The organism is Gracilibacillus marinus (assembly GCF_042651725.1).
GTDB lineage: Bacteria > Bacillota > Bacilli > Bacillales > Amphibacillaceae > Gracilibacillus > Gracilibacillus marinus.
Genome location: NZ_JBHSDV010000001.1, coordinates 526648 through 546276 on the forward strand (window position 1 = coordinate 526648; position 19629 = coordinate 546276).

Consider the following 19629-nt stretch of genomic DNA (forward strand, 5'->3'; position numbering starts at 1 on the left):
GTAACGATGTCGACTTTAAGACAAATCACGTTAGATCATTGGGAATTTAAAGAGGCAACAGTTAAGACATGGAAAAAGGCAACAGTTCCTGGTTGTGTGCATACAGATTTACTCGCACACAACCTTATCCCAGATCCCTTTGTTGGTAAAAACGAATTGGATGTGCAGTGGATTGATAAGAAAGATTGGGAATATATTTCTTCATTTACGTTAACGGATGTCGATATGCAAGAAGAGAAACTAGAGCTTGTATTTGAAGGACTCGATACGTATGCAGATATTTATGTGAATAATGAGAAAGTTCTATCCACAAATAACATGTTCCGGATATGGAAACTAGATATAAAGAGATACGCCAAAGTAGGACAAAACTCATTACATGTATACTTTCATTCTCCAATCGCACATGATTTGGATAAACCTGATGAGTTAGGATATAACTTGCCGGCAGATAATGACCACTCTCTGGATGGTGGTGTTGGGGAGAAGAAACTAAGTGTCTTCGCTCGTAAAGCACCGTATCATTACGGATGGGACTGGGGTCCACGTTTTGTCACTAGTGGAATATGGCGGGATGTCTATATTCAAGCATGGTCCCAAGTTCAAATAAAAGATGTGCATATCGAACAATCCAATGTAACGCAAGAACAAGCTGATTTAACTGCAATTGTAGAAGTAGAAGCAACTGAACCATTAGAAGTGACGATTTCCATTTCTGATGCGAATGGGGTGTATCATGAGAAAAAGATACAAATTGATGAAGGAAACCAAAGTATTGCTCTTCCATTCTCCATTTCACAACCGAAATTATGGTGGAGTAATGGATTAGGGGAGTCATACCGTTATCACTTCTCAATTGATGTTCTACATAATGGGGATGTCTTGAGTAATCATAAAGTCAAAACAGGCTTGCGTTCTCTTCGATTTGTGCGTGAAGAGGATGAAAATGGAGAAGGCGAGAGCTTTTACTTTGAACTAAATGGCGTACCTGTATTTATGAAAGGTGCAAACCATATTCCGAATGATAGTTTTCTGACCCGAATTACAATAGAAGATTATGAGCATGAAATCGCAACAGCGGCAGCTTCTCATATGAATATGCTACGTGTCTGGGGTGGTGGAATATATGAACCAAATGTATTCTATGAGCTTTGTGATGAATATGGCATACTCGTATGGCAAGATTTCATGTTCGCATGTAGCATGTACCCGGGTGATGAAGCCTTTTTAGATAATGTAAAACAAGAAGCGATTGATAATGTGAAGCGTCTTAGAAATTATGCATGTATTGCATTATGGTGTGGAAATAATGAAATGGATGCAGCATGGGCGGAGTATATCGAAGATGCTGGCTGGGGTTGGAAGCAACGATATACGAAAGAACAACGAAAAGACATATGGCAAGCATACGATCAATTATTCCATCATATATTGCCTGATGTTATAAGGGAATATGATCCACAGACTGCGTATTGGCCAAGTTCTCCAATGCAAGCTGTCACATCTGATAAAAATCAACATGCAACATTTGATACTTTAACAAAAGGAGATATTCATTATTGGGACGTGTGGCATGGCCAAAAGCCATTAGATGCATATAAAGAGAATGTCGGCCGCTTTATGAGTGAATATGGCTTCCAATCATTCCCTGAAGAAAAAACAGTCCGCGCATATGCAGAGGAAGAGGACTTCCAATTAGAATCTGATGTGATGTTACATCATCAAAAGAATGGTTCAGGTAATCGTCTTATTAAAACATATATGGATATGTATTATAAAGAACCGAAAGATTTTAGTGCCTTTTTACATATAAGTCATATTTTGCAGGCGGCGGCCATTCGATCTGCAGTAGAAGCACATCGCAAGCATATGCCTTATTGTATGGGGACACTTTATTGGCAAATGAATGATTGTTGGCCTGTAGCTTCATGGTCGAGTATGGATTATTACGGTAGATGGAAGGCGTTACAATATGAGATGAAAGACCGCTTCAAACCAACTGTGTTACTTTTAGATCAACAAAAGGACAAAGTTGGGTGTGCGGTTGCATCAGATGTACAACATGATCAATTGGCAACAATGACGATTCAATTAAGAGCATTTGATGGAGAAATCGTTTTGGATGAGCGTGTGATGACGACTATTCCTAAAAATACTACTACAACGATTCATGAGTTAGACTTAGAATCGAAAAGAGATTTGTTCTTCAATCATGTGCTTGTAGCAAAATTAGAAATCGATGGCGTCATAGCAGATGAAGTTGTTTATTTGTTAGTAGAACCGAAGCAACTACAATTACCGAAGCCTACCATTACCATTGATCGAAAAGAAGATTATCTAGAGATTTCTGCAGATCAATTTGCAATGAATGTATGGTTGGAAACAGATCAAGAAGGCTATTTCAGTGCGAACAACTTTCATTTAGTTCCAGGGGAGAAAAAGCATATTTATTTTACGGATTCTCTTATTCAGAATGTGAATTATGAAAGAAGACAATTGCCAACACAATTGAAAATACAATCTATGTACAATTTTATCTAGGGAAGAAATAAAGAGTGTGTGGTCTTATGGCACTCTTTATTTTCTATTGGTACGTTTCTAAACGGTCACTTTCACATTTAATTTTTAGGAGGTTTTTTTATGTCTTATTCTATTATTGCTAGGGAATTTCGAAATCAAATGGTGGAGAATGTGCATCATGGTGCTGTTTGTATTATTGATCAAAATCAACAGATTGTGTATCAAAAAGGGGATATCTATCAACCTACTTTTTATCGTTCTGCAATGAAACCATTACAAGCAATTCCGGTATTTAGAAGTGGTTTGATTGAAGAATATGGACTTACAGGTGAGGAACAAGCGCTATTTACTGCTTCTCAAAGAGGAGAAGTATACCACGAGAAGGCCATTTTAAAATTGGCGGAAAAAGTAAACATAGCAGAACAAGAACTAATTTGTCATGCAAGCTATCCGTTGAATGAAGCGTCAAAGATAGAATATATAAAAGCACAAAAAGAGAAACGTGCCTTTCTTCATAATTGTTCAGGAAAGCATATTGGATTTCTAGCATATGTCAAAAAGAAACAATTAGCCAACAATTATGAGGACTTACATCATCCATTACAACAAGAGATATTAGAAACTGTTGCCACTCTTTCACAAACACCTGTACAAGACATCATAACAGGTGTGGATGGCTGTGGAGTACCTGTTTTTGCAGTACCTTTATTCAATATGGCAATCTCATATTTGAAATTTGCAGATCCAACGCTAATTGAAGACAAAGAGACTGAGAAAGCAGTCAGAAAAATTGCGATAGTAATGAATGAAAATCCGCATATTGTCGCATCCCATCAATTTATTTGTACAGCATTACTACAAGATAAGAACATTGTAGCAAAAGGTGGGGCACAAGGTGTCTATTGTTTAGCACTTAAGAAAGAAAAAATCAGTATTGCGTTAAAAGTTCACAGCGGAACAGAAGCGCTTTGGCCGTTAATCGTAGCAGAACTTTTACAAAAAATACAATACAGCAATACGGAAACAATCGAACGATTATATGCTTTAAAGTCGTCGTCTATTACAAATGACAGTGGAAAAGAAGTCGGACATATTGAATTAGATTTGTAAAAATTGAAGCAAGAGATATCGAGAGGAGGAGAAATAATGAGTATTCCATATCGACAGGTACATTTAGATTTTCATACAAGTGAACATATTCCACATGTCGCAAAAGACTTTGATAAAGAGGTGTTTGCACATACATTAAAACAAGCATCTGTGGATTCTGTTACTTGTTTTGCAAGATGCCATCATGGGTGGTTATACTACCCTTCCATCCATCGGCCTGATTTGATCCATCCGAATTTAGAGAACAAAAGGTTATTACTTGAACAAATAGAAAGTTGTCATGCACAAGGAATTGCCGTACCAATCTATACAACAGTGCAATGGGACGCATATATTGCAAGAGAACACCCAGAGTGGTTATGTGTAGATGAGAATGGTAATTTCATCAATACGCAAAATGTGGATGAACCACATTTTTATTACACCATTTGTCTAAATAGTGAGTACAGAACGTATTTTATCCAACATTTGTACGATGTAATAGAAGTTGTAGGTGTAGAGAATATAGATGGGTTCTTTCTTGATATTTTATTTGAAGTGGATTGTCATTGTCCAAATTGTATGAAGCAAATGGAAAGATTAGAGTATGATGTAACAAATAAAACAGAGCGTCTTCGTTATTCTCGTCACATGCTTCACACTTTTAAAAATGAAATAGCTACATTAGTAAGAGCAATCGTCCCAGACGCACATATTTTCTTTAATAGTTCTCATGTTGGGCCCGCATTGAAAGAAAGTATTGATGCCTATTCCCATTTAGAATTAGAATCATTACCTAGTGGCGGTTGGGGGTATGATCATTTTCCAGCAACCATTCGCTATGCAAGACAATTAGGTAAAGATGTGTTGGGTATGACAGGGAAATTCCACACATATTGGGGTGACTTTCATTCATTAAAAAATCAAGCAGCATTAGAGTATGAATGTTTACGTATGATCGCATCAGGTGCGGGTATCTCGATTGGTGATCAATTGCATCCAAATGGTGTGTTGTCTGAAGGAGCTTACAAATTAATTGGTGATTTGTATACGAAAGTTGCTCGAATCGAACCATATTGCAAAGAAGCAGTGAATCAAGCAGAGATTGCGATTATCACACCAGAAGAACAGCAAATGAATAATGGCGGTAATTTAGGTATCGATCCGTCATTAATTGGAACTGTACGTATGCTTGAAGAATTATCTTATCAATTTGATATTATTGATAGCACAATGGATTTCAGCAAGTATGCATTAATTATCATCCCTGACCATATTCTCTGTCATGATTATTTAGTAAAACAGTTGACGCAATTTAAGAAAAATGGTGGAAAATTATTAGTCACAGGGAAGTCATTAGCAAATAATCCTACGATGATGCGCGAAATATGTGGTGTGAAATGGGAAGGACCCTCCACTTATGATCGATCATTTATTTTACCAAATGATTGTATCGGGAAGGGGTTATATCAAGAAGAATATGTCATGTACGACAAAGGCTATAGAGTAGAAGAAAAAGAAGCAGAAGTTTGCATGCATACAGTAAATCCATACTTTAATCGAGAAGGGGATACCTATTGTTCACATCAACATGCACCTTCTTCTAAAGAAATAGGACCACCTGCAGTGACTAAGTTTAATGAGACGATATATGTGTCCTATGAAATTTTTAAAATTTATCGACAAAAGGCTCCAAATTGGTGTAAAGCGATTATCAAAGACATATTGGAATTATTATTAGAGAACAAAATGGTGACACATAATGGGCCTAGTAGTTTACGAGTATATGTACAAGAGAACAAAAATAAACAGATGACATTGGTGCATTTTCTCCATTACATTACAGAGAAAAAGGCAGAGGATTTATATACTATCGAAGAATATATTCCTTTATCCGCCGTCCATGCATCTTTCTATAGTGGAACGAAATCTATTACTTCTATTACTCGAATAAGTGATCAACAGTCTATTTCATTTGAAAAAAAGAATGGGTATACATCGTTCTTATTAGACGAATTACATGGTTACGACATGTATTGTATAGAATGGGAGGAGTGAGGGAGATGCATGCGTACGTTCAGTTTATTCATGAAGTTCAACATGTACAACATGCCATTCCAGAAGATCTGTTTAAGAAAAATCCAGTTCAATTTTTGTATGAAGATGATACGTGGATTTTTTATGTGTATATACCAACAGATACTTCATCATTAGAATCCATTAAGAAGGTTGCAGGTGAATTAAGAAAAAAAACAGATATACAAGGAATGACAAGTTTAGATATTTCGTTTGATTTCTTCAACCAAATGAAAAGTATGACATCAGATCAATCGATTGTTGCATTTTTTGAAGGATGGTATTTGGCTAGTTACTGTTTTAATACGTATAAATCGACAAAAAAAGACCGAACGATTCTTTTACATTATCCAAGCAATTATGCCAAACACTCTAAGATGGCGAAGATGACAGCAGATGCCGTATGTTTAGCGAGAGATTTATGTAATGAACCAGCTAATCGGTTAACACCTATGCTTTATGCTGAACGAATAGTTGAGGTATTTAAAGATACAGGAGTAGATGTAAGAATACTTGATAATGATGAGCTTATAGCTGAAGGATTTCATGCGACATACGAAGTTGGAAAAGGAAGCGCACATAAACCAATGGTAGCTCTACTGGAATATAACAATGGAAGCCAAAATAAAATGGCTTTAGTAGGAAAAGGTGTGACATTTGACTCTGGTGGAATAAATAGTAAAACTGGACAAGATATCGCCGAAATGAAAATGGATATGGGAGGATCAGCTGCAGTGATTGGTGCAATGAAACTAATCGGCGCACTTCAATTAGATGTGACTCTCCATGCTATTATTCCATTAGTAGAGAATCGTCCAAGTAGCCAATCATATTTGCCATCAGATGTGATTACATATGCGAACGGAACAACAGTAGAGGTAGGAAATACAGACGCGGAAGGTCGCTTGATTCTAGCAGATGGTATTTTATATGCTGAAAAAATAGGTGCAGAATGGATAGCAGACATTGCCACATTAACAGGCTCCATTGGTCATGCGCTAGGGTTAAAAAGAGCAGGTATTTACAGTAATAAGCTGAATACACTCGATTATTATGAACAAATAAGTGAAGCTACCGGTGATTTCGTATGGCCAATGCCAATAATAGATGACTACAAAGATTTATTAGAAAGTGATACGTGTGATATTAGAAATATTGCATCTTCTCCATATGGAGGATCAATTACTGCTGCGTTATTTCTTCAAGCATTCGTGAAGAAAACAACCAAATGGTATCATATCGACATGGCAAATGTTGTAAATCCATATAAAGCAACAGGCTACTATACAAGTGGCGCTAGTGGCTTTGGGGTACGTTTGTTAGCAGAGCTAATCAAAAGGGAGGGAATATGTAAATGATAGAGGCAATAGTGGAAAATGTAGAAGATGCAGTAAAAGCAGAAGCAGCAGGAATAGACCGATTAGAACTCGTATCGTCAATTGATCGAGATGGATTAACACCAACGATAGCAGTCACAAAACAAATAATCGAACAAGTAACGATTCCTGTGCAAGTCATGATTCGACCACATGACAACGGATTCTGTAATAGTGATCGAGATGTAGAAGAGATACTGAAATCGATGGAAGAGATGTTTGAGATAGGAGCAACACGATTTGTCGTAGGGGGATTAAAAGAGGACTTTTCGATTGACGACAAATTAATTGAAAAGATTATCGCGCACTATCCATCTGTGAATCTGACATTTCATCGTGCAATTGATTTTGCTGTCGATATAAAACAGGCATATCATACGCTGTCTATGTATAAAGATAATATTAAGCGAATACTAACATCAGGTGGCGCACCTAATTGTGAAGAAGGTATGGATACATTACAAGAATTAGTCCAATTATCGGAAGAAACGAATGGTCCAATTATTATGCCTGGTGCAGGTATCTCCCCAACTAACTTTAGAACAATTCATGAGAAAGTCCGGGCAAAAGAATATCATTTTGGTAAAGGTGTACGTGTTCATCAATCATTAGATTATGACTTTGATTTAGATAGTATCTTAGTGATTAAGGAGATAAAACGGTAAATAATTAATTGTTTGCTTAAAAGTGGATATTAAAAAAATAAAAAAACGGTAGACAATTGTTGTGGCATCATGTATGATGAGTTTATTGATAGCGCATACAAATGAATATAGTCTCACATGTGACTAATTAGATTAGGCATGGAGTAATGAATTGGATAACAAGTCCTTTTTATTTCTCCGTGCCTTTTTGTATGCTAAAGAATGCGAAAAGGAGCCAGATTTATGTTTAAACATTTATTTAAAAAAGAGCAAATACATATTTATTCTCCACTAAATGGTGAAGTTATACCAATAGAATTCGTTCCAGATGCTGTATTTAGTGAAAAAATGATGGGAGAAGGTATTGCTGTGATGCCTAATGGTGGTGATATTGTAGCACCAATAGATGGAGAAATTATTCAAATAGCACCAACGAAACATGCGATTGGCATTAGAGGGAAAGACGATACAGAAATTCTGATCCATATTGGCTTGGATACTGTTTCGTTAAAAGGAGAGGGTTTTTCTATACTTGTTGAGGTAGGAGAAAAAGTAACAGTTGGTCAAAAACTAATGTATGTAGACTGGGATTTTTTAAAAAAACATGTAGAGCATATTATTACACCATTAGTTATTACAAATAGTCAGCCAGATAAATCATATGTAGTAACAGAGGAAGCTTATTGTCAGCAAGCAGAAACGATTTTATTAACTATTAAATAAAGGGGGTGATATGTAAAGAGTAAATCCTATGTTCCTTAAGAAGGGTCAATTGTCTCTGTGTTCTATGATTTTCATGATTAATATTGCAAAAAAAGAAGCGTGTACATTATTATTCAATGCATAGGAGGAATTTGTGTGGTTATGAAATACGTACAAAACATTGGTCGGTCATTAATGCTACCTGTAGCAGTATTACCAGCTGCTGCGATTTTGATGGGAATTGGTTACTGGATTGATCCAACAGGTTGGGGTGAAGGAAGTTCGATTGCTGCATTTTTAATTAAAGCAGGTGGGGCAATCATCGATAATATGGCTATTCTATTTGCGATTGGTGTCGCTTTAGGGATGTCCAAAGATAAAGATGGTTCTGCTGCATTAAGTGGTCTCGTTGCTTACTTAGTTGTGACGACATTATTATCAACAGACACTGTAGCCTTATTGCAAGGTGTCGATCCTGAGACCGTGAATGCTGCGTTTGGCAAAATTGAAAATCAATTTGTTGGTATTTTATCTGGTATTATAGCAGCTCTTATGTATAATCGTTTTAGTCATGTGAAGTTGCCTGATGCATTAGCATTTTTTAGTGGAAAAAGACTTGTTCCTATTATGACAGCTGTATTCATGTTATTTATTTCTTTTATTCTATTTTTTGCATGGCCAATAATTTATAGTGGACTTGTATCTTTTGGTAAATCAATTAGTGAGATTGGTGCTGCTGGTGCAGGGCTATATGGCTTCTTTAACCGATTATTAATTCCAACAGGTTTACATCATGCATTAAATTCAGTATTTTGGTTTGATGTTGCTGGAATCAATGATATTCAGAACTTCTGGTCTGGTGAAGGTGAGAAGGGTGTAACAGGTATATATCAAGCTGGATTCTTCCCTGTTATGATGTTTGGACTACCTGCTGCTGCTCTAGCGATGTATCATACAGCAAAAACAAATAGAAAGAAAACGGCTGCATCCTTATTACTTGCTGCAGCATTCGCATCTTTCTTTACTGGTGTAACAGAGCCATTAGAATTCGCATTTATGTTTTTAGCACCAGCATTATATGTCGTACACGCTGCATTAACTGGTATTTCTTTATTTATTGCTGCATCTTTTGAATGGACAGCAGGATTTGGGTTTAGTGCTGGATTAGTTGACTTTATTCTTAGTTCAAGATTGCCGTTAGCTAATATGCCATATATGTTACTTGTACAAGGATTAGTTGTTGCAGTCGTTTATTATGTTTTATTTAGAGTTCTTATTACTAAATTTAACCTTAAGACTCCTGGACGTGAAGATGAAGAACCTGTTTTAGCGACAGCGAGTGGTGGAACATATGAAGCGGAAAATGAAATTGCGCAAATGGCACACGAAATTTATGCGGGGCTTGGTGGAAATGAGAATGTCCTTTCCGTAGACAACTGTGTTACAAGATTACGTTTAGAAGTAAGAGATATATCTGTTGTTGATCAACAAAGAATTAAACAGACAGGTGTTGCAGGAACAAAAGTGGTTGGAAAAAATAACATTCAAGTCATTGTTGGTACACAAGTGCAATTTGTTGCAGATGAAATAAAAAAGATTAGAGGAAATTAGAAATATATAATAGTTATACTCATTTTGAAGAAGGTTCTGTTTATCTTAAAGGATATGCAGAGCTTTTTTTGTTCTGCATATAATCATTAATATGTGCTTAGTGTCCACTAAAGATACTTTTGACATATTCCTGACGCATTCCTACTGTAATCTATGTTTTGTAGGGGCAAGCATTATGTAGAGAAAGCGAGGGAAGAAAATGGAGTATTGCAGTTCTTTTCATCCAAAAGGTAGGCAAGAATTAAAACATGCGATTACGATATGTGATTATCAAATTATTCGTAATAAACTACGACATTTTATGCGATTGGATCAGAATGCAGGTAGTGAAGGAAGATATCTCATTCGTTCCGCGTATTTCGATAATTTTGAGAATAAAGTATTAACAGAAAAAAAAGAAGGATACATTTCTCGAGATAAATATCGCGTAAGAATTTATGGGAAGAGTGAGGATATCATTAATTTGGAAAGAAAAAGTAAGCGAAATAATCTTACATTTAAATCCAAATGTGAAATTACAAGAAAAGAATTTGAAAAAATGAGAGTAACAGAGATTGAGTGGATGAAAAATGATCCACGTTCATTGATTCGCGATTTATATGTAGAAATGTTTTATCACCAAATTAGACCAGTAACTGTGGTGGACTACATCCGCGAACCATATGTATATCCTTATGGTAATGTACGAGTTACTTTTGACCTGAAGATTCAAACAAGTATACGCAATACGAATATGTTTGATAAAAACTTACCAATGGTAGACGTGTTAGAAGATAATATTGTCATTCTAGAAGTGAAATATGATGAATATTTACCAGAAGTAATCAAACGATTATTACAACTTGCTGATACAAGACAAGAAGCATATTCCAAATATCAATTAAGCAGAATGTATATATAGAAAAGAGGAACTAAAATATGAATACAGAAACAACTAATTTTTCAGATATTTTTAAATCAAGTTTTTTAGAAAATACAACATCTTTTTCCATCATTGATGCACTTATTGGCTTAAGTGTTTCCTTTCTTATTGGGTTATTTGTCTATTACATTTATAAAAAAACGTTTCGTGGTGTGATTTATTCACATTCATTTAACATATCCTTAGTGATTATGACAATGGCCACATCTCTAGTGATAATGGGAATTAGTCAAAATGTTCTATTGTCACTTGGTATGGTCGGAGCATTGTCCATCGTTCGTTTTCGTACACCTATTAAAGACCCGATGGATTTAGTTTATTTATTTTGGTCGATTATTGTAGGTATATTAAGTGGTGCAGGATTTATTTTGCTTGCTGTAATTGGTTCATTAGCGATTGGGCTTGTGATTATCTTATTTGCAAACAAAATTAAAATAGAGAATCCATTTCTTCTTGTGATTAAGTATGGTGAAAAGGAAATTGAAGAAGAAATCGAGCGAGTAATACGCACACATACGAAAAAAATTAGTCTGAAATCAAAATCAATGATACTCCACAATGAAGTGGAAGTAACGTATGAAATTCGTGTCAAAGAGAACGAAAGAGATGTTATTTCGGAAGTCTCTAATCTAAATGGAGTAACCTCTGCAGTAATGTTAAGTTATGATGGAAACTTTACAGCGTAATGGAGAGGAAGAATGTAATGAGTGTTGAAAAAAATATAAAACTGTATGTCATTATTGTAATGCTTCTGTTTGTTGTTCTTTTGAGTGCATGTAGCAAGGAACAACAAACAGAGAATGGCATAACATATGCGGAAGATGATGTATATTTGAATTGGGTTGATGACGATGTTACACATGTCTACTTTGATGATACATCGATCACAGCAGATGACAACAATCAAACAGTGATTCAGGATAATCAAATTGAAATATATACTGCTGGAACATATGTGTTAGAGGGAACATTAACAGATGGACAAGTTGTTGTAAATACAGAAGGAACAGGGACTGTACGTCTTATTTTAAATGGAGCGTCCATTCATTCTACGACAACTTCTGCAATTTACATCAAGCAAGCAGACAAAACAGTCATCTCTTTAGAAGAGGGTACGGAAAATCATTTGTCTGATGGAGACGAATATGTTTATTTAAATGAAGAAACGGATGAACCTTCTTCTGCTTTATTTAGTAAGGACGATGTAACAATAAATGGTGACGGTAATTTAACTGTTGAAGGAAATTACAATGATGCGATAACTAGTAGAGATAATTTGAAAATTATTGGTGGAACCATTACAGTTCAATCAGTAGATGATGGTATTGTGGGACGTGATCTTGTTGCGTTAAAAGATGCAACTATCCACATTAAAGCAGGTGGCGATGGTGTGAAATCTACAAATGATGCAGATGAAGATAAAGGTAATGTAATTTTAGAAAGTGGTACATTAACGATAGATTCAAGTGGTGATGGCATACAATCTGAAAATACGGTGACAGTGCTTGACGGTGTCTATACCATTACATCAGGCGGAGGAAGTCCAGATGTAATTGAATCACAAGAAATGATGGGCAACGGATTTGGTGGTATGAGACCAGGTAGTGATGGGGCGCCTATGGAATCTAATCCAACAGGAGAAGGGATGACACCTCCTGATGGTAATACTTCAATGACACCGCCAGATAGTAATAATTCACGAGAAGAGGGAATGGTTCCCCCGGAATGGGGTGAATCAGGAGAAGAAGGAATGGCCTCACCAGAAGAAATGATACCATCAAACGGTAACAAAACAACAGAAGAAGAAGCATCTTCATCCTTGTCTTCTGAAGAGAATACAACCAATAAGAATGAAGAAGATACTGTTAGTATGAAGGGAATAAAAGCAACAAATAGTTTGACGATTTCAGGTGGGACGATAACCATTGATGCGAATGACGATGCCATCCATAGCGATACCGATATAATTATTAACGGTGGGGATATAGATGTAGCTACTGGTGATGATGGTATTCATGCAGATAAAGATGTAATGATTGCTAGTGGTGATATAGTGATCCGCAAAAGTTTAGAAGGTATCGAAGGGTCAAATATTACTTTTAATAATGGAAATATTGATATTACAGCAGAAGATGATGGTGTGAATGTAAATGGAGGTAGTGATGGTGCAGAAAGAGCACAATTTGATAGGGATCAGCTAAATCAAGAAACGACCCAAACACAAGAGACGGAAGAAACTGGTGAATTATTGATTTCAGGTGGAAGCATTACTGTTGATGCGAATGGTGATGGACTGGATTCTAACACAAGCATCACAATGACAGGTGGTACAGTTATTGTATATGGTCCAACAAATAACGGAAATGGTGCACTTGATTATGATCAATCTTTTGATATAACAGGTGGTACATTAATTGCTGCAGGTAGTGCAGGAATGGCTCAAGGTGTGTCATCCACATCTGAACAAGCAACAATGATGATGACATTTGAAGAAACACAAATAAAAGGTACACTTGTTGAAATAACAGATGAAGATGGCAATCAAATAATAAAAATCGAGCCAGAAAAAGACTTTCAAACAATAGTGATAAGTGATAATCAATTAAGTGAAGATGGGACATATATGCTTTATACTGATGGGGATGAACGAACAACATTCGAAATGAGTAGTATGATGACATATGTGAATGAATCTGGTGTTACAGTGCAACAAGGTGCTATGCAAGGTGGCTTCAGAGAAAGCAGACAATAATGACTAACCCGAACAACCTCGTTATGGTAGAGGTTGTTCGGGTTTCCTCATATAGTTATATGATATGATTAGGATATTGTGTATAGAATGATGTAAAGGAGTATGTGGATGGGGCCAGTTTTAATTGTAGAAGATGACCTAGCAATTAGTAAAGTATTACAAGCATACTTAAGAAAAGCGCATTTTGATACAGAAATTGCAACAGATGGACAAATTGCTTTAGAGAAATTCGAAGAGTTAAATCCAATATTAGTTTTACTAGATGTCATGTTACCGAAGAATGATGGCTTTTACGTATTAAAAGAAATTAGAAAAAAAAGTAGTTGTCCTGTTATTATGTTGACAGCATTAAGTGATGTGCATTATCGCTTAGATGGATTGAATGGTGGTGCAGATGACTATATCGCAAAACCTTTTGTTGGGGAAGAAGTAATTGCAAGAGTAAACGCAGTATTACGAAGATTTAAGAATGACAATCAATCTGTTAAGCGATTTGGTCATTTGCATATTGACGAAGAAGCCTATCGTGTGAGTCTTTATGGGAAAGAATTAGAGATAACGCCAAGAGACCTATCGTTGCTCCTGTTTTTAGCGGAACATCCTAATAGAACATTTACAAGAGAACAATTAATTGAACATGTGTGGGGATGGGACTATGATGGGAGTGACAGGGCTGTAGATTTATCCATTAAACGATTACGAAAAATTTTATTGGACTGGCCTACAACGGAAGGAGAAATTAAAACACTTAGAGGAGTGGGGTATCAATTAAGTGTCAACTAATAGAACAATACCATTACAGCGTTATTGGACATCGCGTTTTCTTCTTACATTAATCATTGGATTAATTATTGTTGCAACAGTATCAGCATTATGGATACGCCATACAACATTAGAAAATAGATTACAAGTAATGGAGTTTATGGCAGAAGAAACCGCTAGAAAAATGGCGGATTTGCAAGAGGAAGAGCTCCCGCCGGGGATGGATATTCATCGATTCTTGGAAGGAGAAGGTAGATTTTTAGATATAGAAGGTAAGCCAACAATTTATATAACAAATACAGATGGAATGGTTATTTATGAGAATGTACGAGAGGTATTACAAAACAAACAAATAGAGCCATCTTACTTAACCGAAGAAGATGATGTACAAGAAGTGAACAATGGACAAACAAATAGTATTTATTATGTTGTGAGAAAACCAATTGAAATAGATGATGCAATTGTTGGTTATGTATTTTATGTGGAACAAAAAGATAAGCTCGCAAAAGTGGAACAAGCTTATGGTCAATTGACAATCATGATATTAAGTCTCCTCGTATTAGGATGGATTGCAATTTATGTCTTAGCAAGACGTTTAGCGAAACCAATCAAAGAAGTAGCTGATGCAGCAAAACAAATTGAAGATGGAAATTATCAAGTGGAATTGTTTACAGATGCAAAGGAAGAAGAAGTAGCGATGCTTATTCAATCATTCAAAGAAATGGCTCAAAAGCTTGAAAAATTAGAAACATTGCGAACGGAATTACTTGCTGGTGTGTCTCATGAATTAAAAACACCAGTTACTTCTATTAGTGGTTTGCTTGGAGCGATTCAAGATGATGTTGTTGAAGGGGAAGAAGCTCGAGAATTTCTGAACATTTCCATAAAAGAAACAGAAAAAATTAAAAAAATGGTAGATGATTTACTTGCATTTAACACATTTGCTGCAAATGCTGTTACTGTTTCATTGGACAGTTATTTGATTAATGAATTAATGAAAGAATCGATTCAATTATGGGAAAAAACGCAAGGAAGTCAAGGAATTGTTATTACTTCGCAGTTACTTCAAGAAGATAAAGAGGTACAAGTAGATTATGTACGTGTACAACAAATTATGATGAATCTATTACACAATGCTAATCATGCGACAAGTACAAATGGTACAGTAAAAATACAGTTGTCATTGCAAAACAACTTTATTCAGATTGATGTAGCAGATAACGGAATAGGAATCAAAGAAGAGGAACAAACTTATATTTTTGAACGATTTTATCGAGGGGAGAATAAAAAGTATTCAATAGGTGGTCTCGGTTTGGGATTACCATTTAGTAAAATGATTGCACAAGCACTTGGTGGAGATTTATTGTTGGTAGAAAGCTCACCAAATGGCACTACATTTAGGTTAATATTGCCTGCTGAGACAGCAAAGTAAGATCTGTTTATACTCAGTGAGAGCATAAAGCTTTCACTGAGTGAAATTTCACATTATTTCAATAAAAAAATATAGACAGATGATGGCAGATAGTATACAATTATGATAACGTTTACAAAACCAATACCGACTCTCATGTTACTAACCTGATTAGGCATGGGGTAATAAATAGGATAACAAGATCCTCTTTATTCCTCTATGCCTTTTTTCTATAAACAAGAAGTTAGCGTGATGATTAGTGGGGCTATACTAGTGGAGGGATTCTCATGAAGTTAAAAAAAATCCTAAATAATAATGCAGTCCTAGTTATAGATGGGAGACAAGAGAAAGTCGCTGTTGGAACAGGTATTGCGTTCGGCAAAAGAAAAAATGATGTGATTGAGACTTACAAAATTGAAAAGTTATTTGTCATGAAAGAAAACGAAAAATTACAACAATTATTAAGTCGAATTGCAGAAGAACATTTTCTTATATGTGAAGAAATTATTACTTATGCAGAAGAAACATTAGGCACAAAGCTAAGTGAACATGTGCACGTTACATTAACAGATCATGTATCTTTTGCCATTGAGAGGATAGAAGACGGTATTTATTTGCAGAATAAATTATTGAATGAGATAAAAATACTGTATCCAAAGGAATTTAGTATTGGATTATGGGCACTTGAATGTATCAAAGAAAAAATACATGTGACTTTACCAATTGACGAAGCTGCTTTTATCGCATTACATTTGCATACAATGAAACTAGGGGAAAGAGAATACGCAGAAACAATTTTACAAACAACGATTATTCAAGATATGGTGCATTATATTTGCACATATTTGGAATTAGAGATAGTCGAAAAGGATATATCCTATCAAAGACTGTTAACGCATTTGCGATTTGTATTGCATCGACTTTCTACTAAGGAACATTATTCTATGGATCAAGAAATGCTTGCAATGGTGAAGGTGAAATTTCCACTCGCTTTTTCTTGTGCGGTGGAAGTGAAAGAACATATATTAAAAAAATATGATATGGATATTCCAGAATCAGAATTGGGTTATATCGCAATTCATTTAGAGCGATTAAAGAATAATAAAATATAACTCCATTCTGTTTGATTAGGTATTACTTACAGCTTGTACATTTGTAGGTAGTACCTTTTTTAAAAAAATGAGTAGACAAGATGAGGTGAAATAGATGGAGCGAAGTAATGGGGGAGTATGGTACGATAAACCTGCTGCCAATTGGAATGAAGCATTACCAATTGGTAATGGACGACTTGGTGGGATGGTTTTTGGAAATGTAAAAAATGAAAGAATTCAATTAAATGAAGATTCCGTCTGGTATGGAGGGCCTCGTAATCGAATCAATCCAGATGCACAAACTAATTTACAGACAATTCGACAACTACTCGCAAATGGTCAAATAAAAGAAGCAGAGGAACTGGCTAAATTAAGCTTATCAGGTGTGCCGAGTTGCCAACGTCATTATGAACCATTAGGTTCACTTTTTATTGAAAATGATGGACTTGATGAATATAGTGATTACAGACGAGAATTAGACTTACATGAAGCAATTATATCGACAACTTTTAGGGTGGGTAATGTTTCTTATAATAGAGAAGTTTTTACAACATATCCTGATCAAATGCTTGTAATGAGAGTTACAGCTTCAAAGCCACAGGCCATTTCTATGAAGGTCTATTTAGATCGTGGGAATACAAGAAATGTAGATGAAATCATCAAAAGAGATGCATCAAGCATTGTGATGACAGGGGAAACAGGGGGAAAAGATGGGGTTGGTTTTGCAGTGTTAGCAAAAGCAATCGTAGAAGATGGTGAGTGTGAAACAATCGGTAATCGTATTCGTATAAAAAATGCAACCAATGTCACCATTCTATTAAGTGCTGCCACAACGTTTCGTTATGAAAATGTGATTGCTCAATGTGAAAATGTTATCTATAACGTAGCTAGTATGGATTATCTGACATTAAAGAAACGTCACGTGAATGATTATCAGCAATTATTTCATCGGGTACAATTACGATTAGATGAAGACGATTCTTCACAAAACTACTTACCGATGAATGAGCGATTAGAAAGATTGTCAGATGGCGAAGTAGATACAGGACTTATTGCGACCTATTTTCATTTTGGGAGATACTTAATGATTGCATCAAGCAGGCCGAACAGTTTGCCAATTACGTTACAGGGAATCTGGAATGATTTGATGCTTCCGCCTTGGGATAGTAAATACACGATTAATATCAATTTACAGATGAATTATTGGCCTGTAGAAGTATGCAATTTAGCTGAATGCCATCTTCCATTATTTGAATTGATAGAGAGAATGAGAGAGACAGGCAGACAAACAGCAAAACAAATGTATGGATGTCGTGGATTTGCAGCACATCACAATACAGATATATGGGCAGATACAGCACCTCAAGACATATATCCACCAGCAAGTTATTGGCCAATGGGCGCAGCATGGCTTTCTTTGCATTTATGGGAGCATTATTTATATACAAATGACAAAGAATTTTTAGCAAAAGCATATGAAACAATGAAGGAAGCTGCATTATTTTTTGTAGATTTTTTAGTAGAAAATAAGGATGGACTTCTTATAACAACACCTTCTGTTTCACCAGAAAATACGTATCTTTTACCAAATGGAGAAAAAGGGACACTTTGTGAAGCGCCAACAATGGATAGTCAAATTATTCGTGCATTGTTTACTGCATGTATAAAGACATCTGAAATATTAGATGTAGATGAGGAATATAGTCAATTGCTGATATCCAAGAGAAGAAAACTCCCTGAAACAAAGATTGGGAGATATGGACAAATTCAAGAATGGTTAGTGGATTATGAAGAAGAAGAACAGGGACATCGTCATATTTCTCACTTATTTGGACTATATCCTAGTAATGAGATTTCACCAATCATGAGACCAATTTTAGCAAAAGCTGCAGAAGTGACGTTACAGCGTAGGCTAGCTGCAGGTGGAGGTCATACTGGATGGAGTCGAGCATGGATTATTAATATGTGGGCTCGTTTACATAATGGTGACAAAGCACTAGAAAATATTCAAGCATTATTACAATCCTCCACATTACCTAATTTGTTTGATAATCATCCACCATTTCAGATTGACGGTAATTTTGGTGGGACAGCAGGAATTATTGAAATGATTGTGCAGAGTCATTTAAATGAGATCCACCTCTTACCTGCAATACCGGAACAATTAGCTAAAGGATATGTAAAAGGAATCAAGCTTCGCGGTGGCTTTGAATTAGAAATGAAGTGGAATCATCATAGAGTTGAATTTGCAAAAATCAGAGCTATAAATAGTGGATTAGTTCAAATTCGTATCTCTTCTTGTGAGGAAGTCGTTATGAATAAAGAAGTGATTTTGCCAATTGAACCTGATGTCTTTTTGCTAGAAGTGGAAGCGAATGAAGTGGTTACTTTTGTTTGTAGATAGAAAAGAGAGAGCCTAGTATCTGATTAACAGTACTAGGCTGATTTTTTTGTTTGGTTCACTCCAGTCTCTACGTTTCTAACCGGGCGTTTTCGCTTTTGTCTGTCTAACTCCAGCGTCCATCGACTAGGCAACTTCACAAAGCGCCCTACGATAAGTCATCATCGATTCGTACCTCATCGTGATTCCTTTTCCACTGTGAAGCGTCCGTAATACCCACAACACAATAATGGCGCTATATTTTTAATTCCTTTGATGTGGGTAAACGGTCG

The 19629-nt window shown here is 35.8% G+C and carries 14 protein-coding genes; all 14 read left to right on the forward strand.

The genetic code is table 11. The features are described from left to right. Positions 1–6: 6 nt before the first annotated feature. The gene (locus ACFOZ1_RS02410) at positions 7–2541 is read left to right on the forward strand and encodes a beta-mannosidase (protein WP_390195439.1); all 2535 of its coding nucleotides are present in this window, start codon (positions 7–9) and stop codon (positions 2539–2541) included. 99 nt (positions 2542–2640) lie between these two features. Then, positions 2641–3630 (forward strand): asparaginase, encoded by a 990-nt coding sequence (locus tag ACFOZ1_RS02415; protein ID WP_390195441.1) that lies wholly within the window; start codon positions 2641–2643, stop codon positions 3628–3630. A 36-nt stretch (positions 3631–3666) separates the two neighbouring features. Then, positions 3667–5667, forward strand: coding sequence for a beta-galactosidase trimerization domain-containing protein (locus ACFOZ1_RS02420; protein WP_390195443.1), 2001 nt, complete (start codon positions 3667–3669; stop codon positions 5665–5667). 5 nt (positions 5668–5672) lie between these two features. Continuing rightward, positions 5673–7043 (forward strand): M17 family metallopeptidase, encoded by a 1371-nt coding sequence (locus ACFOZ1_RS02425; RefSeq protein ID WP_390195445.1) that lies wholly within the window; start codon positions 5673–5675, stop codon positions 7041–7043. Next, entirely contained in the window at positions 7040–7726 is a 687-nt protein-coding gene (locus ACFOZ1_RS02430) for a copper homeostasis protein CutC (RefSeq protein ID WP_390195448.1), read from the forward strand. The genes ACFOZ1_RS02425 and ACFOZ1_RS02430 overlap by 4 nt, the downstream gene beginning before the upstream one ends. Positions 7727–7948: 222 nt before the next feature. After that, a complete protein-coding gene (locus tag ACFOZ1_RS02435) occupies positions 7949–8428 on the forward strand; it encodes a PTS sugar transporter subunit IIA (RefSeq protein WP_390195451.1) in 480 nt (159 codons plus the stop codon). Positions 8429–8569: 141 nt separating this feature from the next. Further along, positions 8570–10018, forward strand: a complete 1449-nt coding sequence (gene nagE, locus ACFOZ1_RS02440; RefSeq protein ID WP_390198023.1) for an N-acetylglucosamine-specific PTS transporter subunit IIBC — start codon at positions 8570–8572, stop codon at positions 10016–10018. A gap of 199 nt (positions 10019–10217) precedes the next feature. Beyond that, on the forward strand, positions 10218–10919 hold the full coding sequence (locus ACFOZ1_RS02445; RefSeq protein ID WP_390195454.1) for a polyphosphate polymerase domain-containing protein: 702 nt from the start codon (positions 10218–10220) through the stop codon (positions 10917–10919). Between the two features lie 17 nt (positions 10920–10936). Continuing rightward, positions 10937–11626, forward strand: a complete 690-nt coding sequence (locus ACFOZ1_RS02450) for a DUF4956 domain-containing protein (protein WP_390195457.1) — start codon at positions 10937–10939, stop codon at positions 11624–11626. A gap of 17 nt (positions 11627–11643) precedes the next feature. Further along, positions 11644–13692, forward strand: a complete 2049-nt coding sequence (locus tag ACFOZ1_RS02455) for a carbohydrate-binding domain-containing protein (RefSeq protein WP_390195459.1) — start codon at positions 11644–11646, stop codon at positions 13690–13692. 108 nt (positions 13693–13800) lie between these two features. After that, entirely contained in the window at positions 13801–14475 is a 675-nt protein-coding gene (locus tag ACFOZ1_RS02460) for a response regulator transcription factor (RefSeq protein WP_390195462.1), read from the forward strand. Continuing rightward, a complete protein-coding gene (locus tag ACFOZ1_RS02465) occupies positions 14465–15886 on the forward strand; it encodes a HAMP domain-containing sensor histidine kinase (protein WP_390195465.1) in 1422 nt (473 codons plus the stop codon). The genes ACFOZ1_RS02460 and ACFOZ1_RS02465 overlap by 11 nt, the downstream gene beginning before the upstream one ends. 266 nt (positions 15887–16152) lie before the next feature. Beyond that, the gene (locus tag ACFOZ1_RS02470; RefSeq protein ID WP_390195468.1) at positions 16153–16977 is read left to right on the forward strand and encodes a PRD domain-containing protein; all 825 of its coding nucleotides are present in this window, start codon (positions 16153–16155) and stop codon (positions 16975–16977) included. Between the two features lie 94 nt (positions 16978–17071). Beyond that, the gene (locus ACFOZ1_RS02475; RefSeq protein WP_390195470.1) at positions 17072–19360 is read left to right on the forward strand and encodes a glycosyl hydrolase family 95 catalytic domain-containing protein; all 2289 of its coding nucleotides are present in this window, start codon (positions 17072–17074) and stop codon (positions 19358–19360) included. Positions 19361–19629 lie beyond the last annotated feature (269 nt).